At 69.1% G+C, this 21,518-nt stretch carries 21 protein-coding genes; 9 read left to right on the forward strand and 12 right to left on the reverse strand.

From position 1 onward, the window contains the following. Positions 1-20: 20 nt before the first annotated feature. The 4 genes from proB to rplU form a co-directional block, all read right to left on the reverse strand. Positions 21-851: a glutamate 5-kinase gene (gene proB / locus ACI2K6_RS01550; protein WP_404567847.1), complete on the reverse strand. Its 831-nt coding sequence runs from the start codon at positions 849-851 to the stop codon at positions 21-23. Continuing rightward, positions 848-2,359, reverse strand: a complete 1,512-nt coding sequence (gene obgE, locus ACI2K6_RS01555) for a GTPase ObgE (RefSeq protein ID WP_404567849.1) — start codon at positions 2,357-2,359, stop codon at positions 848-850. The genes proB and obgE overlap by 4 nt, the downstream gene beginning before the upstream one ends. Before the next feature lie 73 nt (positions 2,360-2,432). Beyond that, a complete protein-coding gene (gene rpmA / locus ACI2K6_RS01560) occupies positions 2,433-2,690 on the reverse strand; it encodes a 50S ribosomal protein L27 (protein ID WP_023950785.1) in 258 nt (85 codons plus the stop codon). 17 nt (positions 2,691-2,707) lie between these two features. Beyond that, the gene (gene rplU / locus ACI2K6_RS01565) at positions 2,708-3,016 is read right to left on the reverse strand and encodes a 50S ribosomal protein L21 (RefSeq protein ID WP_023950787.1); all 309 of its coding nucleotides are present in this window, start codon (positions 3,014-3,016) and stop codon (positions 2,708-2,710) included. 231 nt (positions 3,017-3,247) lie between these two features. Here rplU and ACI2K6_RS01570 point away from each other — a divergent pair, with 231 nt between their 5' ends. Continuing rightward, complete coding sequence (locus tag ACI2K6_RS01570) at positions 3,248-3,520, forward strand: DUF4031 domain-containing protein (RefSeq protein WP_323987667.1); 273 nt, start codon at positions 3,248-3,250, stop codon at positions 3,518-3,520. A 34-nt stretch (positions 3,521-3,554) separates the two neighbouring features. Here ACI2K6_RS01570 and ACI2K6_RS01575 read toward each other — a convergent pair whose 3' ends face one another. After that, positions 3,555-5,969: an Rne/Rng family ribonuclease gene (locus ACI2K6_RS01575; RefSeq protein WP_404567852.1), complete on the reverse strand. Its 2,415-nt coding sequence runs from the start codon at positions 5,967-5,969 to the stop codon at positions 3,555-3,557. A 277-nt stretch (positions 5,970-6,246) separates the two neighbouring features. On the opposite strand from ACI2K6_RS01575, the gene ACI2K6_RS01580 reads away from it, so the two are divergent. Beyond that, positions 6,247-6,846: a vitamin K epoxide reductase family protein gene (locus ACI2K6_RS01580; RefSeq protein ID WP_114589475.1), complete on the forward strand. Its 600-nt coding sequence runs from the start codon at positions 6,247-6,249 to the stop codon at positions 6,844-6,846. A gap of 63 nt (positions 6,847-6,909) precedes the next feature. Here the strand turns inward: ACI2K6_RS01580 and ndk are convergent, their stop codons facing one another. Genes ndk through ileS form a run of 4 tightly spaced genes read right to left on the reverse strand, consistent with a single transcriptional unit; the run spans position 6,910 to position 12,443 of the window. Further along, entirely contained in the window at positions 6,910-7,326 is a 417-nt protein-coding gene (gene ndk / locus ACI2K6_RS01585; RefSeq protein WP_114589474.1) for a nucleoside-diphosphate kinase, read from the reverse strand. 1 nt (position 7,327) lies between these two features. Next, entirely contained in the window at positions 7,328-7,729 is a 402-nt protein-coding gene (locus ACI2K6_RS01590) for a DUF4233 domain-containing protein (RefSeq protein WP_404567853.1), read from the reverse strand. Continuing rightward, positions 7,717-9,069 (reverse strand): bifunctional folylpolyglutamate synthase/dihydrofolate synthase, encoded by a 1,353-nt coding sequence (locus ACI2K6_RS01595; RefSeq protein ID WP_404567855.1) that lies wholly within the window; start codon positions 9,067-9,069, stop codon positions 7,717-7,719. Before ACI2K6_RS01595 ends, ACI2K6_RS01590 begins: the two co-directional genes overlap by 13 nt. Then, a complete protein-coding gene (ileS, locus tag ACI2K6_RS01600; RefSeq protein WP_404567857.1) occupies positions 9,066-12,443 on the reverse strand; it encodes an isoleucine--tRNA ligase in 3,378 nt (1,125 codons plus the stop codon). Before ileS ends, ACI2K6_RS01595 begins: the two co-directional genes overlap by 4 nt. A 248-nt stretch (positions 12,444-12,691) precedes the next feature. Here ileS and ACI2K6_RS01605 point away from each other — a divergent pair, with 248 nt between their 5' ends. Further along, positions 12,692-13,339 (forward strand): hypothetical protein, encoded by a 648-nt coding sequence (locus tag ACI2K6_RS01605; protein ID WP_404567858.1) that lies wholly within the window; start codon positions 12,692-12,694, stop codon positions 13,337-13,339. After that, positions 13,336-13,842 carry a GNAT family N-acetyltransferase gene (locus ACI2K6_RS01610; RefSeq protein WP_404567860.1) on the forward strand — a complete coding sequence of 169 codons (507 nt, stop codon included), beginning with the start codon at positions 13,336-13,338 and terminating at the stop codon, positions 13,840-13,842. Before ACI2K6_RS01605 ends, ACI2K6_RS01610 begins: the two co-directional genes overlap by 4 nt. 10 nt (positions 13,843-13,852) lie before the next feature. On the opposite strand, the gene ACI2K6_RS01615 is transcribed toward ACI2K6_RS01610, so the two are convergent. Then, entirely contained in the window at positions 13,853-14,269 is a 417-nt protein-coding gene (locus tag ACI2K6_RS01615) for an OsmC family protein (protein ID WP_404567861.1), read from the reverse strand. A gap of 45 nt (positions 14,270-14,314) precedes the next feature. Between ACI2K6_RS01615 and ACI2K6_RS01620 the strand changes: the two genes are divergently transcribed. The 5 genes from ACI2K6_RS01620 (at position 14,315) to ACI2K6_RS01640 (ending at position 19,485) form a co-directional block, all read left to right on the forward strand. Then, entirely contained in the window at positions 14,315-15,076 is a 762-nt protein-coding gene (locus ACI2K6_RS01620; protein WP_404567863.1) for an ATP-binding cassette domain-containing protein, read from the forward strand. After that, a complete protein-coding gene (locus ACI2K6_RS01625; RefSeq protein ID WP_323987662.1) occupies positions 15,073-15,744 on the forward strand; it encodes an ABC transporter permease subunit in 672 nt (223 codons plus the stop codon). Before ACI2K6_RS01620 ends, ACI2K6_RS01625 begins: the two co-directional genes overlap by 4 nt. Before the next feature lie 32 nt (positions 15,745-15,776). Next, entirely contained in the window at positions 15,777-16,598 is an 822-nt protein-coding gene (locus tag ACI2K6_RS01630) for a MetQ/NlpA family ABC transporter substrate-binding protein (RefSeq protein ID WP_404567865.1), read from the forward strand. 72 nt (positions 16,599-16,670) lie between these two features. Next, positions 16,671-19,250: a valine--tRNA ligase gene (gene valS / locus ACI2K6_RS01635; RefSeq protein WP_404567867.1), complete on the forward strand. Its 2,580-nt coding sequence runs from the start codon at positions 16,671-16,673 to the stop codon at positions 19,248-19,250. Position 19,251: 1 nt separating this feature from the next. Next, positions 19,252-19,485 (forward strand): hypothetical protein, encoded by a 234-nt coding sequence (locus ACI2K6_RS01640; RefSeq protein ID WP_112614684.1) that lies wholly within the window; start codon positions 19,252-19,254, stop codon positions 19,483-19,485. Positions 19,486-19,504: 19 nt separating this feature from the next. Here the strand turns inward: ACI2K6_RS01640 and ACI2K6_RS01645 are convergent, their stop codons facing one another. Then, entirely contained in the window at positions 19,505-20,824 is a 1,320-nt protein-coding gene (locus tag ACI2K6_RS01645; protein WP_404567869.1) for an MFS transporter, read from the reverse strand. A 2-nt stretch (positions 20,825-20,826) separates the two neighbouring features. Then, on the reverse strand, positions 20,827-21,450 hold the full coding sequence (locus ACI2K6_RS01650; RefSeq protein WP_378718582.1) for a helix-turn-helix domain-containing protein: 624 nt from the start codon (positions 21,448-21,450) through the stop codon (positions 20,827-20,829). Between the last annotated feature and the right edge of the window lie 68 nt (positions 21,451-21,518).

The raw sequence follows: 21,518 nt of genomic DNA on the forward strand, positions 1-21,518 counted from the left end.
CCAGTCTAGCGACGGCGGCCTCAGCCCTGACCGACGCCGATCGCCCCGGTACCGGTGATCAGCGCGGGCGCGGGATTCGCCTCGAACCACGTGCCGACATCCGCACCCGCGAGGGCTTCGCTGGCGAGGTCGATGCTCGTCACGAGCGCCGCGACCCCGCCCTCGGCGGCCAGCCGCGCGGCCGAAGCCTTCGTTGCGGCACCGCCGGTGCCGACGCTGTTGACCACCGTCGCGCCGAATTCGTACCCGCTGAGGTCGTCATCGAAGGAGACGGTCTCGATGGAGCGCGCGCCCGGCTCGCTCGGCGGCCGGGTGTAGAGGCAGGCGATATCGCTGAGCAGCACGAGGGCGTCCGCCCCGACGAGGCGCGAGACGAGAGCCGCGAGCCGGTCGTTGTCACCGAAACGGATCTCGTGTGTCGCGACGGTGTCGTTCTCGTTGACGATGGGAAGGATGCGGAGCCCCAGCAACCGCTCCATCGCGCGGCGTGCGTTCGATCGGTGCGTCGGGTCGTCGAAGTCCCCCGCGGTCAGCAGCACCTGGCCCGCGACGATGCCGTACTGTCGCAGGGCGTCCAGGTAGCGATAGACCAGGACGTTCTGCCCGACGGCCGCTGCTGCCTGCTGGGTGGCGAGGTCGGTGGGGCGCTCGTCGAGACGAAGGTACGGCATGCCGGTCGCGATCGCGCCCGACGAGACGAGCACGACCTCGGTGCCGCGGGCGTGTGCCTCTGCCAGCGCGTCGACGAGGGAGTCGATCTTGCCCGCGTTGTCCCCGCTGATCGAGGAGGAGCCGACCTTCACGACCACGCGTCGGGCACCGTTGAGCTCCCGGCGCGCGAGCAGGCTCACGCGTCGTCCTCTGCGACACCTCGCGACTTCTCAGCGCGGCGCTCTGCCTCGAGTTCCGCCCGAGCCTCGGCCTTGGCATCCATCCGCTCGCGGTACCGCTCGCGACGCTCATTCGACGTCCGGCGCGGATTGAGGTCGAGACGCGGATCGGTGCCGCGCGGAGCGGTCATGAGCTCAGCGGCCGACGACAGCGACGGATGCCAGTCGAAGACGATGCCGTCGCCCTCGCCTATCACGACCGTCGAGCCCGGGGTCGCACCGAGCCGGAACAGCTCGTCCTCGATGCCGAGCTTGTCGAGACGATCGGCGAGGAAGCCCACCGCTTCCTCGTTCTGGAAGTCGGTCTGCTGCACCCAGCGCACCGGCTTGGCTCCGAGGATGCGGTAGACGTTGCCGTAGGTGCCGCCTTCGACACGGATCGTGAAGTCGCGTTCGGCGCCCTTGGGGCGGATGACGATCCGTTCTGCGGGAACCTCGGCAGCGGCGGCGACACGGTGTTCGGCGACGAGGTCGGCCATGGCGAACGAGAGCTCGCGCAGACCCTGACGGCTCACGGTCGAGATCTCGAACACGCGGTAGCCGCGGGCTTCGAGGTCGGGACGCACGAGGTCAGCGAGATCGCGAGCCTCGGGGACGTCGGTCTTGTTGAGAGCGATGAGCTGCGGGCGCTCCAGCAGCGGCACCTGACCCTCGGGAACCGGATACGCGCCGAGCTCGGCGAGGATGACGTCGAGGTCGGTGAGGGGATCGCGTCCCGGCTCCAGCGTCGCGCAATCGAGCACGTGCACCAGGGCCGAGCAGCGCTCCACATGGCGCAGGAACTCGAGACCGAGTCCGCGTCCCTCGCTCGCGCCCTCGATGAGGCCCGGCACGTCTGCGATCGTGTAGCGGATGTCGCCGGCCTGGACGACGCCGAGGTTGGGATGCAGCGTCGTGAACGGGTAATCTGCGATTTTCGGGCGGGCGGCGGACATCGCCGCAATGAGGCTCGACTTGCCCGCGGAGGGGAACCCGACCAGTGCGATGTCGGCGACCGTCTTCAGCTCGAGCTGGACATCGCCTTCCCAGCCCGGGGTTCCCAGCAGCGCGAAGCCGGGAGCCTTTCGCTTGGGAGACGCCAGTGCCGCGTTGCCGAGGCCGCCCTGTCCACCCGGAGCCACGACGAAACGCATGCCCGGGGTCACCATGTCGACGAGTGTCTCGCCCTCGGGAGACTTGACGACCGTGCCGACAGGGACGGGGAGCTCGAGGTGCTCCCCCGCCGCGCCCGAGCGGTTGTCGCCCATGCCGAAGCCGCCGTTGCCGCCCGACCGGTGGGGCGAGTGGTGATACGACAGAAGCGTCGTCACCTGGGGATCAGCGACGAGGACGACGTCGCCGCCGTCACCGCCGTTGCCTCCGTCGGGGCCGGCGAGCGGCTTGAACTTCTCGCGGCGCACCGACACGCAGCCGTTGCCGCCCTTGCCGGCACGCAGATGCAGCGTGACCCGGTCGACGAACGTCACCATGCGGTGCCTCCTGGAAAACAGGGCGAGGGGCGAGCCGAAGCCCGCCCCTCGCCGCGAAGTGGTCTGGTCCGAATTACTCGGCAGCCGCCACGATGTTGACGACCTTGCGGCCACCCTTCGTGCCGAACTCGACGGCACCGGCCGCGAGTGCGAACAGGGTGTCGTCGCCGCCACGGCCGACGTTGGCGCCGGGGTGGAAGTGGGTACCGCGCTGGCGAACGAGGATCTCGCCGGCGTTGACGGCCTGGCCGCCGAAGCGCTTCACGCCGAGGCGCTGTGCGTTGGAGTCACGACCGTTACGGGTGGAGCTTGCGCCCTTTTTGTGTGCCATCTCTGCGTCTCCCTGGCTTACTTGATGCCGGTGATCTTGACGCGCGTGAGGTCCTGACGGTGGCCCTGGCGCTTCTTGTAGCCGGTCTTGTTCTTGAACTTCTGGATCACGATCTTCGGGCCGCGCTCCTCACCGAGAACCTCGGCGGTGACCGTGACCTTCGCGAGCTTGTCAGCGTCGGTGGTCACGGCGTCGCCGTCGACGAGGAGAACGGCGGGAAGCTCGAGCTTGTCACCGATCTGAGCCGCCTGACGATCGAGGACGACGATCGTGCCGACCTCGACCTTCTCCTGACGGCCGCCGGCGCGCACAACTGCGTAAACCACTTCACACCTGTTTCTTCTGTGGAGCGCACGGCTCCGATTGTCTTTGCGAGACTGGAAAGTCTTGGTGCGCGTGCCCCAGAGGATCCTGTGGCTGAGCCGCAATCGTGACGGGACGTCGACGGACTCGCTGCACCAAGGGTCCACTTTACCGGATGCCGGGAGATCCGGCAAAAGGACGGCCGGGTGTGTCGCTTCGGAGCCGCCGAGCGAGGCGCTCCCTAGGATCGGAGGATGGTGATCCTCATCGACGATCCGCGCTGGCCGGCCCACGGCCGCCTGTGGTCGCACCTGGTCAGCGACACGGACCTCGATGAGCTCCATGCCTTCGCGCGACGCCATGATCTGCCCGCGCGGGCATTCGACCTCGACCACTACGACGTCCCCGATTCGGCATTCGAGCGCCTCATCGCCGGCGGCGCCCAGCACGTCTCTGGCCACGAGCTCGTACGCCGGCTCATCGCCTCCGGGCTGAGGGTCACAGCGCGCGAACGCCGCGGGATCTGAAGCGATCCCGCGGCGTTCGTCTCGACGATGGGCGTCAGTCGTCCGAAGCCGGCGCAGCCGACACCGGGGTGCCGCTGAGAGCGGCCGTGGTCACGCGACGACGTCCTCGTCCCTGACCGGGCGCCTTGGGCTCGGGAAGCGCGTTGAGGACCGAGTCGAGGAGAAGATCCTTCTCGGTCCGCGGCGCCTTGGGCTCGGCCTTCTTGCGACGGGGCTTCTTCGGGCGCTCGACGGGCGCAGGCTCGGCCTCGACGGGAGCCGCGATGATCTCGGCATCCTCATCGGCCGCGGTCGCCTGGATCGTCGAGGCAGCGATCTGCGCCAGGGCCGACTTCGCGCCCTCGGTGATGACGTGGGTGCCACCGTTCGCGGGAGCCGGTGCCGCGTTGCCGGAGCCGCGACCGCGCCGCGCCGAGCCGTTGCCGTTGCCGTTGCCGCCCTGAGCTCCGCCACCGCGGTGCTTGACGACCGGGTCGTGGTGAACGATGACCCCGCGGCCAGCACATACGTCGCACGCCTCGCTGAATGTCTCCAGCAACCCGAGGCCCAGCTTCTTGCGCGTCATCTGGACGAGACCGAGAGAGGTGACCTCCGCGACCTGATGCTTGGTGCGGTCGCGGCTCAGGCATTCGATGAGGCGCCGCAGGACGAGATCGCGGTTCGATTCGAGCACCATGTCGATGAAGTCGACGACGATGATGCCGCCGATGTCGCGCAGACGAAGCTGGCGGACGATCTCTTCCGCAGCCTCGAGGTTGTTCTTGGTGACGGTCTCTTCGAGGTTGCCCCCGGAACCGACGAACTTGCCGGTGTTGACATCGACCACGGTCATCGCTTCGGTGCGGTCGATCACGAGCGAACCTCCGGAAGGCAGCCACACCTTGCGGTCGAGGGCCTTCTCGATCTGTTCGGTCACGCGGAACGCGTCGAACGGGTCCTGCTCGTCCTCGTACTTCTCGACGCGCTCGAGGAGATCGGGAGCGACGCCGGTGAGGTAGGAGGTGATCGTCGAGTACGCCTCGTCGCCCTGGATGAGCATTCGCGAGAAGTCCTCGTTGAAGACGTCGCGCACGATCTTGACCAGCAGATCGGGCTCGGAGTGCAGGAGCGCCGGCGCCTGGATCTTCTCGAGCTGCGAGCTGATGTGCTCCCACTGCGAGGTGAGGCGCTGAACGTCGCGCGTCAGCTGATCCTCGGTCGCGCCCTCGGCGGCGGTCCGCACGATCACACCCGAGGACTCCGGGAGCACCTCTTTGAGGATGCGCTTGAGACGCGCCCGCTCGGTGTCGGGCAGCTTGCGAGAGATGCCGTTCATCGCACCGCCGGGGACATACACCAGGTAGCGGCCGGGCAACGAGATCTGGCTGGTGAGGCGCGCACCCTTGTGGCCGACGGGGTCCTTCGTGACCTGCACGAGGACGCGGTCGCCCGACTTCAGGGCGAGCTCGATGCGACGGGGCTGGTTGCCCGTCTCGACGGCATCCCAGTCGACCTCGCCCGAGTAGAGCACGGCGTTGCGGCCACGCCCGATGTCGACGAACGCGGCTTCCATGCTCGGCAGGACGTTCTGCACGCGGCCGAGGTAGACGTTGCCGATGAGGGAAGCGTCCTGGTTGCGCGCGACGTAGTGCTCGACGAGCACGTTGTCCTCGAGCACGGCGATCTGGATGCGGCCGCTCTTCGAGCGCACGACCATGACGCGGTCGACCGCTTCGCGCCGCGCGAGGAACTCCGCCTCGGTGACGACGGTGCGTCGACGACCGGCTTCCCGTCCGTCGCGGCGACGCTGCTTCTTCGCCTCCAGGCGAGTGGAGCCCTTGATGCGCTGGGGCTCGGTGATCAGCTCGACGGCGCGCTGGCGCGGAGCGGGCTCATTGCCCTCGTCGCCGTTCGACCCGCCGCGGCGACGGCCACGGCGGCGCGAGCTGCTCGAGCTCGACGAGGATCCGTTGTCGTCGTCATCGGTGTCGTCCGGCAGCGCGGGAAGAGGCGCGATATCGGGCGCGTAGAAGTGCAGCGCGGTGGACACCGCCGACACGAACTCCGCCGGCAACAGGCCGAGCGAGACCGCGGTGGGCGGGCCGGAATCGGCCGGCTCCTCCGAGGGCGCCTGCTCGTCCGTCGGCGCCGGCTCCTCAGCGGGGGCCGTCTCCTCAGCTTCTTCGGCCGGCGCCGGCTCGCCAGTGGGGACGACGGGTTCCTCCGAGGGGGCGGCCTCCTCGACGGGCGCGGACTCGGGCGCGGGTGCGGCAGGCGTCCCCCCGGTGCCGGTCTCCGCGGTCATTCCGGAACCGGGTTCCGGCGCGCCATCCTCGGCGGCGCGCCCGCTGTCGATGTGCTCCTCGGTGGCGTCGATCGACGTCACCGCGTCAGCGAGCTCCGCTGCGGCGGGGTCTACCGCGTTCGCGGGCTCATCGGGGGTCGGGCTGTCGTTGCGATCATCGGCCATCACTGGCGTACTCCTCTTCGGGCGGCACCGCGCGCCACCCGGTACATCTCTGGCGGCGTCGCTCCCGGAAGGACGAGCCGCGAACTCACTCGGTGTGCAGCCGGCTCTCGGCGCGGCCTGCGTGGGCAGCCATTGCCCGAAGTCTCTCGTGATGTCCTGTCGCAGCGCGGCTGCAGACGAGCATCGGCATCCATTATCGCACTACGCGCGTCGCTTCGTGGGACACGGGGCCGATGCTCACGGCGGGGTCATCGATGCCGATGGGATAATCGCGGTCATGTCCGCACCCCGTAGCCACGCCCGCCCTGTCGCACTTGCCGTCTGGCTGATGATCGCGGGCGTCATCGGATGGATCGCCGCGTTCGCGCTGACGACCGAGCGGCTCCACCTGCTCGAAGACGCCACGGCCACGGCATCCTGTGACTTCAACCTCGTCGTGCAGTGCGGGGCGAACCTGACCTCTGCCCAGGGTTCGGTCTTCGGTTTCCCCAACCCGCTCCTCGGGCTCACCGGCTGGGTCGCGCCCATCGTCGTGGGCGCGGCGATCCTCGCCGGCGCACGCTTCGCCCGGTGGTTCTGGCTGCTCTTCTGGGCCGGCATGGCGTTCGCGTTCGGCTTCGTGGTGTGGCTGATCTCGCAGAGCATCTTCGTGCTCGGAACGCTCTGCCCCTGGTGCATGGTCACCTGGTTCGTGACCATCCCGAGCTTCTACGCCGTCACCCTGCACCTGCTCAGGTCGGGCGTCGTGCCGCTGCCGCGTCGAGGCCGAGCGATCGCCGCCACTCTGACCGGCTGGGTGCCGCTTCTCGCCGTGCTCAGCTACGTCGCCATCGCCGTGATCGCGCAGATCCGGCTCGACTGGATCGGCTTCCTCTGAGACGACGACGCCCGCCGCTCGACGTCGTGACGTCGGGCGGCGGGCGTGGTGTCGCGGATGCGGTCAGCCGAACCAGATCTCGAGCTCGCGCGCGGCGGACTCGGGGCTGTCGGAGCCGTGGACGAGGTTCTGCTGAACGGCCAGGCCCCAGTCGCGTCCGAAGTCGCCCCGGATCGTACCGGGTGCGGCCGTCGTGGGGTCGGTGGTTCCGGCGAGCGAGCGGAAGCCCTCGATGACGCGATTGCCGGCCAAGCGGATGGCGACCGAGGGGCCGCTCTGCATGAACTCGAGCAGCGGTTCGTAGAACGGCTTGCCGGCGTGCTCCTCGTAATGCTTCTCGAGCACCTCCCGGTCGGGTTCGACGAGCCGGATGTCGACGAGCGCGTAGCCCTTCGCCTCGATGCGGGCGAGGATCGCGCCAGTGAGGCCGCGGGCCACACCGTCGGGCTTGACGAGGACGAGGGTCTCTTCGGTGGGCATGTCAGTCTCCGTTCGATTCGTCGGCTGCGAGGGCGGCGTTCCGCCGGTCGAGAGCAGCCCCCTTGATGGTCGCATACGCGTACATGCCGCCGAAAACCAGCGCGACGATCCCGAGCGCCGGCACGAGGAACACCCCGAGCGCCAGAACCACCTGCAACAGCCAGCCCAGGAGGATGCCCCACCGGTGCCGCAGCAGCCCCGAGATGACGATCATCGCAACGGCGAGGACCGCCCCGGCGACCACTCCCCACCAGTCGGCGACGCCCTCCGGCAGCGCACCGAGTCCGTAGACGGTCAGTCCGCCGAGGAAGACCACGATGGATTCGAAACCGAGGACGACCGATCCGAGCGACTCCGCGGCACCGCGACGTCGGCGCTCGCGAGGCCGGCTCACGCCTGCCATCCCGACTTCCAGTCCTCCGCAGCGGCGAGGGCGATCGCTTCGGCCGCGAGCACGACCGAACCGGCGATGATCACCGCGCGCCGTTCCGCAGCCGCGGCCCACTCGCGCGCGGCCTCGGCCGCTTCGACGAGGTCGCGGTGCTCGGTGACCCCGAGTCCGCGCTCCTCGGCAAGATCGGCGACGAGGGTCGGCTCCGATGCGCGCTCCGAGTCCGGGGAGGTCGCGAAGACGTGGGCGGCGACCGGTGCGAGGGCCTCGACGATCCCCGCGGCGTCCTTGTCTCCCAGAACACCGAGCACGACGCCCCATTCATCGAAGTCGAACGACTCGCGAAGCGCCGCCCCGAGTGCCGCTGCCCCATGGGGGTTGTGCGCGCTGTCGACGAGCACGGTCGGGCTGACCCCGAGCAGCTGCAGGCGGCCGGGAGAGGTGACCGCGCCCAGTCCGTCCGCGACGACCTCCGCGTGGAGCGCCTGGTCCTCGGCGCCGATGAGAGCTTCGACCGCGGCGACCGCGAGGGCGGCGTTCTCGGCTTGGTGAGAGCCGTAAAGCGGCAGGTAGAGCTCGGGGTACTCCCCCGCGCGCCCCCGAACACTGATCTGCTGTCCGCCGACGGCGAGGCTGTGCGCGGTCAGACCGAACTCCTCACCGGCGAACCCGACGGTAGCGGCCGCCTCCGCGGCGCGCGCTCGGATCTGCTCGGCCGCCTCGGGTGCCTGCACGGCCGAGACGACCGCCGCGCCGGGCTTGATGATGCCTGCCTTGACCGCGGCGATCTCGGCCATGGTCTCGCCAAGGCGGTCGGCGTGGTCGAGCGCGACGGGGCCGATGACGGCGACGTCCCCGTCGGCGGTGTTGGTCGAGTCCCACGATCCGCCCATGCCCACCTCGATGACCGCGACATCGACGGGCGCGTCGGAGAACGCGACGAAAGCGAGGACGGTGAGCAGCTCGAAGAACGTCAGAGGAGCGTCACCCGCCGCATCCAGCTCAGCGTCCACGAGGTCGACGAAGGGAGCGATCTCGTCCCACGCGTCGGCGACAGCGGCATCGGCGATCGGCTCGCCGTCGATCAGGATGCGCTCGGTGAAGCGCTCGAGGTGCGGGCTCGTGAAGAGCCCGGTGCGCAGCCCGTGCGCGCGGACGAGGCTCTCGATCATCCGGCTCGTCGACGTCTTGCCGTTCGTTCCCGTCACGTGCACGACGCGGTAGGTGCGCTGCGGGTCATCCAGCAGTTCGAGTACGCGTCGAGTCCGCTCGATGCGGGGCTGCACCCACTGCTCCCCCTGACGTTGCAGCAGCGCCGTGTACACGGCGTCGGCGCGGGCCTGATCGGTCATGCGGTCTCTCCTGTCAGCCGGGTGACGCTCACAGCGAGGTCTCCCCTGTTGGCGTAGGTCTTGGCGGCGACCACGGCCTCGAAGTCGGGCTCGGTCGCCGCGACGGACTCCGCAGACTCGGCAACGGTCGAGGTGCGTGAGCGCACCGCCCATTCGCGGGCCAGTGTCTCGCCCGCCACATCGGCGGCGTCGAACGCCGATGCGACAGCAGCGGCATCCTCATCGGAATCGAACGTCAGCATCAGCCGGATGCGGTCGCTGACCTCGAAGCCGGCGGCCTTCCGGGTGTCCTGCACCGCGCGGATCACGTCGCGCGCCAGGCCCTCGGCCTCGAGTTCCGCGGTCGTTGTGGTGTCGAGCAGCACGAATCCACCGCCCGACAGCAGTGCGATCGCGGTGCCTTCCGCCACCCCTCCCGCTTCGAGGGTCAGGTCGTACTCGCCGGGCTCGAGTGCCACGCCGTCCACGGTCACGGCACCGTCCTGCTCGCTCCACAGGCCTGCCCGGGCACCCGCGATGACGTGCTGCACCTGCTTGCCCAGTCGCGGACCGGCCGCGCGCGCATTGACCGAGAGGCGCTGGCTGATGCCGTACGAGGCCGCGAGGTCGTCCGAGAGCTCCGCCACAGCGACATCCTTCACGTTGAGCTCGTCGCGGAGGATGTCGGCGAACTGCTCCAGCGACGCCGCGTCGCTCGTCGCAACCGTGAGCTGAGGCAGGGGCAGGCGCACGCGCTTGCCCTCCTTCTTGCGCAGAGCGTTGGCCACCGATGAGACCTCGCGGACGGCGTCCATAGCCGAACGGATGTCGGCTGCCGGCGCGAACTCGTCTGCGTCCGGCCAGTCCTCCAGGTGGACGCTCCGGCCGCCGGTGAGGCCCTGCCAGACGCGCTCGCTCACGAGGGGCAGAAGCGGTGCCGCGACCCGGGTCAGCGTCTCGAGCACCGTGTAGAGGGTGTCGAACGCCTCGGTCGACGCATCGTCGCCCGGCACGACGCCCACCCAGAAGCGATCGCGGGAGCGGCGGATGTACCAGTTCGTGAGCGCTTCGGCGAAGTCGCGCAGCTTGGCCGCGGCCATCGTGGAGTCGAGGGCCTCCAGGTCGGCGGCGACATCGCGCACCAGGTCGCCGGTCAGCGCCAGGATGTAGCGGTCGAGCACGTTCGTGGAGTCGGTCCGCCGCCGCGCCTCGTACCCGGCCCCGCCCTCACCGCCGGCCGCGTTGGCATAGGTGGCGAAGAAGTACCAGGTGTTCCACAGCGGAAGCAGGAACTCCCGCACGCCCGCCCGGATGCCCTCTTCGGTGACGACGAGGTTGCCGCCGCGGAGCACCGACGAGCCCATCAGGAACCACCGCATCGCGTCGGAACCGTCGCGATCGAAGACCTCGGACACGTCCGGGTAGTTCCGCAGCGACTTCGACATCTTCTGACCGTCGCTGCCCAGCACGATGCCGTGGCAGGCGACGCCCGAGAACGCCGGCCGGTCGAACAGCGCACCCGAGAGCACGTGCATGACGTAGAACCAGCCGCGGGTCTGTCCGATGTACTCCACGATGAAGTCGGCCGGCGCGTGCTCGTCGAACCACTCCCGGTTCTCGAAGGGGTAGTGCACCTGCGCGTACGGCATCGACCCGGAGTCGAACCATACGTCGAAGACGTCCTCGATGCGGCGCATCGTCGAGCGGCCCGTGGGGTCGTCGGGGTTCGGACGCGTGAGGTCGTCGATGAACGGCCGGTGCAGGTCGACCTCGCCCGCCTCGTTGCGCGGTAGGCGACCGAAGTCGCGTTCGATGTCGGCGAGCGAGCCGTACACGTCGGTTCGCGGGTACTCGGGATCGTCGCTCTTCCAGACCGGGATCGGCGAGCCCCAGAAGCGGTTGCGGCTGATGGACCAGTCGCGCGCGCCCTCGAGCCACTTGCCGAACTGCCCGTGCTTGACGTTCTCGGGTGCCCACGTGATCTGCTCGTTGAGTTCGAGCAGGCGGTCCTTGATCGCCGTGACGCGCACGAACCAGCTCGACACCGCCTTGTAGATGAGCGGATTGCGGCAGCGCCAGCAGTGCGGGTAGGAGTGCTCGTAGCTCGCCTCGCGAAGGAGACGGCCCTCGGCCTTGAGGAGGCGGATGAGCGGGCGGTTGGCGTCCATCCACAACTCCCCCGCGACGTCGGTGACCTGCGGGAGGAAGCGCCCGCCGTCGTCGAGGCTCATGATGAGCGGGATGCCGGCTGCGCCGGTCACGCGCTGGTCGTCCTCACCGTAGGCCGGGGCCTGGTGGACGATGCCGGTGCCGTCGGTGGTGGTGACGTAGTCGTCGACGAGCACCCGCCACGCGGAACCCGTTCCCCAGGTGTCGGTGTCCGCGTAGTAGTCGAAGAGCCGGTCGTACTGCACGTCCGAGAGCTCGCTGCCGAGAACGGTCCGCTCGATCGCGGCGCGCGCCTCGTCGACGTCGCCGTACCCGAGGTCCTTCGCGTAGCCCGCGAGGAGGTCTTCGGCGAGGAGGTAGCGGTGGGCGTCGGCCTCGACACGGTCCTCATGAACGTCGGCGGCGCCGGCCGGCCCGCCGGGCAGCACGACATAGCGGATGTCGGGGCCGACGGCGAGAGCGAGGTTCGTGGGCAGCGTCCACGGGGTCGTCGTCCACGCGAGAGCGCGCACACCGGTGAGGCCGAGGGACTCGGCCTTCGCCCCGACGAACGGGAAGGTGACGGTCACCGACGGATCCTGGCGCATCTTGTAGACGTCGTCGTCCATGCGCAGCTCGTGGTTCGACAGGGGCGTCTCGTCGCGCCAGCAGTAGGGCAGCACGCGATGCCCCTCGTAGGCGAGGTCCTTGTCCCACAGTTCCTTGAACGCCCAGAGCACCGACTCCATGAAGCCCGTGTCGAGCGTCTTGTAGCCGCGTTCGAAGTCGACCCACCGCGCCTGCCGGGTGACGTAGTCCTCCCACTCGCGCGTGTACTCGAGGACGGATGAGCGCGCCTTGTCGTTGAAGGCGGCGATGCCCATCGCCTCGATCTCGCTCTTCTCGGTGATCCCGAGCTGCTTCATCGCTTCGAGTTCAGCGGGCAGCCCGTGGGTGTCCCAGCCGAAGACGCGGTCGACCTTCTTGCCGCGCATGGTCTGGAAGCGAGGGAAGACATCCTTCGCGTACCCGGTGAGCAGATGGCCGTAATGCGGGAGCCCGTTCGCGAACGGAGGGCCGTCGTAGAAGACCCACTCGGGCGCCCCCTCGCGCCGCGCGATGGAGCTGCGGAAGGTGTCGTCGCGCTCCCAGAACGCGAGCACGTCGCGCTCGACGTCGGGGAAGCGGGGGCTCGGCACGACGCTGTCGGCGGCGGGGCCGAAAGCGGAGGACTTCGGATAGGTCATGGCTTCTCTCGCAGGGTCGGACTTCCTGCGAGGACGATCGTGCGACCGCGGTACCACCCCGCTTGCCCCGGAGGGCCACTCTCCCAGCGGCTGTGACGGGCCTGCCCCGCTCGGTTCTACTGGGCGGATGACCGCCGTTCTTCCGAGAGCTCCCCGGTGATGGCCGGATCGGTGCTGATGAGCCCATCATACCGTCGGCATACGCTGAACGTATGGCCCGCCCTCGTACCCGTCCCACGCCCCCTCGCGTGAGCGAACCCGACCTGCCGCGTCACTTCGAGCCCGGCGTCCTCACCCGACACGGCGATCTCGTCGAGACGTCGATCGCACTCGGCGGCGGGGCGGTCGACGGCGCCCACGCACGGCTGAGCGAGAGCGTCGTCGAAGCCGGGTCCCCCGACCGGCTCGACCTCACCGGCGCGGTGCTCGCCGACGTGGCCATCCGCGACCTCGCGACGGCCGAGTTCCGCTCGGGCGACGGCAGCTGGCGCACCGTGGCCCTCAGCGGCGGGCGGATCGGCACCCTCGACGCCCAGCGTGCTCGCTGGGACGGCGTCATCCTCCGCGGCATCCGGATCGACTACCTCTCGGTGCCCGCCGCGACGTTGCGCGACGTGCTCATCCTCGACTGCCGCATCGGAACGCTCGACGCCCCGGGCGCGATGCTCGAGCGGGTCCGTTTCGTCGACACGACGGTCGACGAGTTCGACTCCCGTGCGCTCTCGAGCACGGATCTCGACCTCCGCGGCCTGGAAGCACTCGCCTTCACGGACATCCGGGCGCTGACCGGCGCCACTGCATCGCGTCGGCAGATCGAAGCGCATGCCCCCGCGTTCGCCGCTGCGCTCGGATGGGACGTGCGCGATGACGCATCCGCCGAGGAGCCGAGCCGATGATCGCCCGCACCGAACGTCTGGTCCTCCGGCTGATGACCGAGGACGATCTGGGCCCGCTCCGCAAGATACTGACCGACCCCATCGCGATGACCGCCTACGAGGGGGCCTTCGACGACGACGAGAGCGCGCAGTGGCTCGCGCGCAATCTCCGTCGCTACGAGGAGGACGGGTTCGGCCTCTGGGCCGTCGACCTCCCTGGGGCCGGCATGATCGGGCAGTGCGGCATCACGCGGCAGTTCGTCGGCGACGAAGAGGTGCTCGAGGTCGGCTACCTCTTCCAGCGGGCGCACTGGCACCGCGGTTACGCGACCGAGGCCGCCGCCGCCGCGCGAGACTGGGGATTCCGCGAGCTCGGTGCTCCGGCCATCTGGGCCAAGGTCCGCGACACCAACATCGCATCCATGAACGTCGCCATCCGCCTCGGCATGACCGTTCGCCGCCGGTTCATGGTGCACTACCGAGGCGTGGACATGCCCCACCTCGGATTCGCCGTCGATCGCTGACGGCCCTTCGTCAGGACGCCGACCAGGCCTCGCCGCGTACCTCGGCGAGCGGCGATTCCCGCAACAGGCGCGAGATCGGGCAGCGATCGTGCGCTGCGGCGGCGAGTTCCGCCGCCTCGGAGGCATCCAGCCCCTCGCCGGAGATGAAGGCCGTCACGAGGAACTCGTACCCCGTGCGCCCCTCGGCGTCGCGCAGCTCGACCTCGACCCGCGCCATCGTGCGGTGGCGGCCCGCCACGATCGCCTGCGCCGTCGCGTTCAGGCACGTCGACCAGGCCAGCGCGAGGAGCTGCTCGGGATTGCTCGCGGCGGTGTCATGGCCCGGCTGCAGTGGATTCGACACGGCGACCTTCAGGCCGTCCGGAACGCGGCTGACCCCCGTGCCGCCGTCGTCGTTGAAAGCAGAGGTGCGGTACCGGGTGACCATGCTTCGACTATAGTTGAACGTCGTCCAACTATTAGGGGATGCCCTGTGCCACCGACCGACGCGCCGATCGCCCTCAGCGGCGTGAGCGTCACCTACCCCGGCGGAACCCGCGCTCTCACCGACGTCGATCTCGCTGTATCTCCGCGCGAGATCTTCGGAGTCATCGGCGAGAGCGGCGCCGGCAAGAGCACTCTCCTGGCTCTGCTCACCGGCGAGATCAGCGCGACCGCAGGAACCGTGAAGGTACTCGACCAGGACCCGACCGGTCTCAGCCGCACAGCGCTCCGGGATCTGCGCCGGCGGATCGGCGTCGTCTTCCAGGGCGTGCACCTGCTGGCGAATCGCACCGTCCGCCAGAACGTCCTGCTCGCCCTGGATCTGCGCGACCGCCGGGACCGCCTCAGTGTGAACGAGCGACGCGCCGCGGCGGACGAGACGCTGCGTTTCGTCGGTCTCGGTGGTCGCGAGGATGCGTACCCGTCTGAGCTCAGCGGCGGTCAGCGTCAGCGCGTGGGGATCGCCCGCGCGCTCGTGGGCCGGCCCGAGGTCCTGCTCTGCGACGAGCCGACCTCCTCGCTCGACGCCACCACGACCGACGGCGTCCTCGCGCTCCTCCGCGAGGCCCGAGACCGGTTCGGAACGACAGTGGTCGTCGTGACGCACGATCTCGCCGTCGTGCGGCGCATCTGCGACCGCGTCGCGCTGTTCGAGGACGGGCGTCTGCGCGACATCCTGCACGTCGAGCCCGCATCGGATCTGGGCCGGGAGAGCTACCTCGACCGCGCCCGGCGGGAGCTGGGCGCATGACCGGCCTGGTCGAATCACTCGAGCGCCGCGGCGGAGACCTGCTCGAGGCGCTCGGCGAGACCGGATACATGCTCCTCGTCTCACTGGCCGCAGCGGTGGTCCTCGGACTCCCCCTCGGGATGCTCGTGTACCTGACGCGGCGGGGCGGCGCCGCGCCGAACCGGTTCGTGTGGTGGATCGGAAACCTCTTCATCAACGTCGTGCGCTCCTTCCCGTTTCTCCTCCTGGTCGTGTTCCTCGTGCCGGTGACACGTCTCGTCTACGGGACGACATTCGGCACTCCTGCGGCGACGTTCTCGCTCTGCTTCGTCGCGGTCGCGATCTACGCACGACTCGTCGAGCAGATTCTGCGCGAGATCAGCCCGGGCATCCCCCGGGTCGCGCGCACGATGGGAGCGACCCTGCCTCAGACGATCCGGCGCTTCCTGCTTCCCGAGGCCGTTCCCGGCCTCGCCTATGCGCTGACCTCGGCGACGATCAGTCTGCTGTCGTATTCCACCGTGCTCGGTGTGGTCGGCGGTGGCGGCATCGGCGACTTCGCGCTGCGCTACGGCTACCAGGAGTACGACTATCCGCTGATGTACTTCACGATCGCCGTCATCCTCGTCGTGGTGCTGGTCATCCAGTCGGCCGGTCACCGCCTGTCGATCCGACTCGACCACCGTTGACCCTCGTCCACCCGCTCTCACAAGGAGAACCCATGCCCGTTCGCACCCTTCGCACCCGCATCGCCTCGGCGGCCATCGCCACCTTCGCGGTCGCCGGACTCCTCGCCGGCTGCGCCGGCTCGCCCGGAGACACGGATTCCGGGGCCACGACGCTCCGCGTGGGCGCGGTGACCGCCCCCGCGACGGACATCGTCGAGGCTGCCGGAGCCGCGATCGCCGACGGGTACGAGATCGAGCTCGTTCCGGTGTCGGACTACGTCACGATCAACAACATGCTCGCTGCCGGCGACATCGACGCGAACTTCTCGCAGCACGAGCCGTATATGACGGAGTTCAACGAGAAGAACGGGGCATCGCTCGAGGCGGTCCAACCCGTCTACAACTTCGTCATCGCCTTCTACTCGAAGACGCTGACCGACATCGGCCAGCTCCCCGACGGTGCCACGGTCGCCATCCCGAACGACTCGTCGAACACCGCGCGTGCGCTCAAGCTGCTGGCCGACGCCGACATCATCGACCTCGCCCCCGGCATCGACCCGTACACAGCGACCCTCGACGACGTCGCGGAGAACCCGAAGAACCTCCAGTTCCTGTCGCTGGAGATCAACCAGTTGAACACGGCGTACGACGAGGCCGACCTGGTCTTCCAGTGGCCGTCGCACATCGCCGCGCTCGGCCTCACGCCGCAGGACGACGGCCTGCTCACCGAACTCGACGACCGCTTCGCGCTGCAGCTCGTGGTCCCCTCGGCTGAGGCGGATTCCCCTGCCACGAAAGCACTCATCGACGCGTTCACGAGCGACGAGGTGCGAAAGGTCATCGACGGCAACGAGACCATCGAAGCCGCCTTCTGACCCCCGGTAGACTCGGACGACGCACACTCAGGCACGCTCACACAGTGCCGCACATATCGTCGAGGAGTTCCCATGACAGCGCACATTCCCGAGAAGCCCGCTCTGGAAGGCCTCGAGCAGAAGTGGGGCGCCGCGTGGGCCGAGCAGGGCACCTACCTGTTCGACCGCGCGCGTGCCGCGAAGACCGGCCGCGGCGGCGTCTTCTCCGTCGACACGCCTCCCCCGACGGCATCCGGGTCGCTGCACATCGGCCACGTCTTCTCGTTCACCCACACCGACCTCAAGGTGCGATTCGAGCGCATGCGCGGGAAGAGCGTCTTCTACCCGATGGGCTGGGACGACAACGGCCTGCCCACCGAGCGCCGCGTCCAGAACTACTACGGCGTGCGCTGCGACCCGACTCTCCCCTACGACGAGTCGTTCGTCCCGCCGTTCGAGGGCGGCGACAACAAGTCGAGCCGTGCCGCCGACCAGGTGCCCATCAGCCGTCGCAATTTCATCGAGCTGTGCGAGAAGCTGACGATCGAGGACGAGAAGCAGTTCGAGTCGCTCTTCCGTCAGCTCGGGCTCTCCGTCGACTGGACCCAGACGTACCGGACGATCTCGGACGAGACCATCCGCACCAGCCAGCTCGCGTTCCTGCGCAACCTCGAGCGCGGCGAGGCCTACCAGGCGCTGGCCCCCACGCTGTGGGACATCGACTTCCGCTCCGCTATCGCGCAGGCCGAGCTCGAGGATCGCGAGCAGCAGGCGTCGTATCACCGCATCGCGTTCCACAAGACCGACGGCAGCGGCGACATCCACATCGAGACGACGCGGCCCGAACTGCTTCCGGCGTGTGTCGCCCTCGTGGCGAACCCCGATGACGAGCGCTACCAGCCCTACTTCGGCAAGACCGTCCGCACGCCGCTCTTCGACGTCGAGGTGCCCGTCCTCGCCCATCACCTCGCTCAGCCCGACAAGGGCTCGGGAATCGCGATGATCTGCACGTTCGGCGACGTCACCGACATCATCTGGTGGCGCGAGCTCGACCTGCCCAACCGCACGATCCTCGGCCACGACGGTCGCATCGTGGCCGAGGCGCCTGACGTCATCGTCACGGATGGCGCACGCGCGGCCTACGCCGAGCTGGCGGGCAAGACCGTCTTCAGCGCCAAGAAGCGCGTGGTGGAGTTGCTGCAGGAATCGGGCGAGCTGCTCGAGGTGTCGAAGCCCTTCAGCCACCCGGTGAAGTTCTTCGAGAAGGGCGATCGCCCGCTCGAGATCGTCTCGACCCGTCAGTGGTACCTGCGCAACGGTGCCCGCGACGAAGAGCTCCGGGCGCGCCTCATCTCGCTCGGTCAGGAGATGTCGTGGCACCCCGACTTCATGCGGGTGCGCTACGAGAACTGGACCAACGGTCTCACCGGTGACTGGCTCGTCTCCCGTCAGCGCTTCTTCGGCGTACCGATCCCGATCTGGTACGGCCTCGATGAGAACGGCGAACGCGATTACGAGCGCGTCATCACCCCCGATGCCGCCCAGCTCCCGATCGACCCGACCACCGATGTCCCTCCGGGATACACCGCCGAGCAGCGCGGCGTGCCCGGCGGATTCGACGCCGAGCGCGACATCTTCGACACCTGGGCGACGTCGTCGCTGACCCCGCAGCTCGCGGGCGGATGGCAGCGCGACGAGGAGCTGTGGCAGATCGTCGCGCCGTTTGATCTGCGGCCGCAGGGGCAGGACATCATCCGCACCTGGCTGTTCTCCACGATGCTCCGCAGCGCTCTCGAAGACGGCCGCGCACCGTGGTCGGATGCCGCGATCTCCGGCTTCATCGTCGACCCCGACCGCAAGAAGATGTCGAAGTCGAAGGGAAACGTCGTCACCCCCGCCGACATCCTCGCCCAGCACGGCACGGATGCGGTCCGCTACTGGGCCGCGTCGAGTCGCCTCGGTTCCGACGCCGCGTTCGATCCGCAGAACCCCACGCAGGTGAAGATCGGCCGCCGTCTCGCCATCAAGGTGCTGAACGCCGCGAAGTTCGTGCTGTCCTTCCCCGTGCCCGAGGGCGCGGCGGTGACCCACGACCTCGACGCCGCCATGCTCGCAACGCTCGACGGTGTGATCGTCGATGCCACGCGGGCGTTCGAGGCCTACGACCACGCTCGCGCGCTCGAGATCACGGAATCGTTCTTCTGGACCTTCTGCGACGACTACCTCGAGCTCGTCAAGGAGCGCGCGTACGACCGCTCCGACGCCGGTCAGGCGTCGGCGGCGCTGGCACTGCGACTCGCGCTGTCGTCGCTGCTGCGTCTGCTCGCCCCGGTGCTCGCCTTCGCCGCAGAGGAGGCATGGTCGTGGTTTGAGGAGGGCTCCGTGCACACCGCGCCGTGGCCGGAAGCGAGCGGCATCGACGGCGACCCGGCCGTTCTCACCGCGGCCAGCGCCGCGCTCATCGGCATCCGCCGGGCGAAGACGGAAGCCAAGGCCTCGCAGAAGACCCCCGTCTCGGTACTGACGCTGCGCGCGGATGCCGCGATGATCGAGCGGCTGCGCCGCGCGGAGGGCGACCTGAAGGCGGTCGGACGCATCGCCGAGCTCGAGCTCCTCGACAGTGACGGCGACCTGGTCGTGGAGCGCGTCGAGCTCGCGCCTCAGGAGGCGTGAGATGCGTTTGGGAACGCGGTGGACCAGCGGCGATGAGCCGCCCGTCTCGCTGCCGGCCGCCTTCCGCGACCGGGTTCGCGCGGTCGACGGCGGGCTCGACGCAGATCCGCGTCCGAAGTGGACTCTGACCTGGCTCGAGGGACGCCCTGTGGCCGAGCTCGAGACCGGTGTCGTGGTCTCTCTCGACGCCGCCGGTGAACCGGTCGTCGGTCAGATCGACGACGACGAGTTCTGACGCCCCGGTCTCCCGCCGCTCACTCCGACGCGGCGGGAGAGCTTTGCGCGGACGCGGAGCGGATGAGGCGCGTGCACAGGGCCGTCGCGGTGAGGCAGACAGCACCCGCAGCGATGAACGGCAGCCGCAGGTCGATCGACGCGACCAGGCCGCCCAGGATCGTCGCCCCGGGGAAGAGTCCCCAGGTGAGCGTCCGGATGATGCCCAGAGTGCGCCCGAACAGCGCCGGCGGGATGATCTGCTGCCGCAGCGCACCCCACGGGACATTCCACACCGACACCGCGAACGCCATGCCCGCGTAGGCGATGACCGCAACGACGATTCCGGGGGCGAACCCGACGGCGACCATGCACGCTGCGGCGGCGAGGTTCGCGCCCCACATGACGTTGCCTCGGCCCCAGCGGGCGACCATGCGCGCAGCGAGGAGTGAGCCCGCGAGCGCACCGACCCCGACGCCCGCCGTGACGAACCCTATGGCGAACTCGGGTACCCCGTGGACATCGAGGAAGTAGAGCAGCGTCGGAGCCTGCGCGAAAGCGAAGGCGCAGCCGACGACCGACGTGAACACGACCAGGGCACGCAGGAACCGATGGCGCCAGAGGTAACGCATCGCTTCCCCGGCGGGAACGGCGACGTCCGGTGCTGCCGGCAGGGGCTCGGGGACGGCGCCGGCGACGACGTCGCCCTGATCCGCGCCGATGACGTCCGAAGCCCGTGAACGCGCCGCGGCCAGCGGGAGAAGGAGCGCCAGCGCGATCGGCACCAGGTAACCCGCGGCGCCGAGCCACAGCGGTAGTGCGAGCGAGACGGCGAAGAGAACGCCGGCGACGGGCTGCGCCACGAAGCTGTCGATGGTGATCTGCGCGGCCTGGATGCGCCCGTTGGCCCGATCGAGCTGATCCCGCTCGACGACGCTCGGAATGATCGCGTTGGTCGCGTTGTCGAACAGGGTCTCGCCGAAGCCGAAGACGAGCGTGCCCACGAGCAGCCACACGATGTCGAGACTGCCCGTGACCGTGAGCACGGCCAGACCGACCGCGGCCGCGCCGCGCACGCTGTTCGCCAACGCCATGACACGGCGCCGGTCGAACCGATCGACGATGACGCCGGCAGGCACCCCGAAAACGAGCCACGGGAGGAAGGCGGCCGCACCGAGCAACGAGATCAGCAGCGGGTCGCGCGTGAGTGTCGTGGCGATCAGGGGCACCGCCGTGCGGCCCAGGCCGTCCGCGAGGTTGCTGAACGCGGCGGCGGTCCACAGTCGCGAGAAATTGCGCCCGAGCGGACGGGGGCGCCCGGACTCGGGTGGGCGGGTCCGGGAGACGGTCACGCTGGTCATCGTCAGTCGCTCTCTGTCGTGATCGGAAACGCCTCGGCGCGCAGCGAGACGATCCGGCGTTCGGAGGACGAACCCGGGCCGGGGTCCGGGTCGTCGCGGTACTCGTCGACGACGTCGTCGATGACTCTTTGGATACGCGCGTTGACCTCGCGGAGCTGCTCGACCGTCAGCGAGACGGTGGCCGAGGTGATGAGCGCGTTCTCGGCCCATGGGTCGAGTTCGTCGCGCAACGTGCTCTCCACGAAGCGCATGAGTTGCTCGTGTCGACGATCGAGGAACTCGCCCATGACGACCTGGGTCGCGGCGCGGCCCGCCGGCGTCCGCATCGTGTCCGCACCCGGGAACGACACGCCGCCGGTGGGCCGTTCCCACCATCGCTCGCGCGCCGTGCCCCGATCGGGGATCTCGCGAATGAGGTCGTGCTTCGCGAGAGCTCGCAGGTGGTAGCTCGTCGAACCGGACGACTCCCCCGTCATCGCCGCGAGCGAGCTGGCCGTCTGAGGGCCTTGCTGACTCAGGATGTCGTAGAGACGCACGCGCACGGGGTGAGCGAGGGCACGGAGCGCGCCCGAGTCGAGCGTGCGGATGTCGCGAGGCGTCCGCTTCTCGGCGTTGTCTTCGGTCATGGGTCCAAAGATATCTTTGCAAGCACCTCTTTGCAACATGATCTTTGGAACACATCGTAGGCTTGTGC

The sequence above is a fragment of the Microbacterium sp. NPDC006705 genome (assembly GCF_044903545.1).
Classification (GTDB): domain Bacteria; phylum Actinomycetota; class Actinomycetes; order Actinomycetales; family Microbacteriaceae; genus Microbacterium; species Microbacterium plantarum.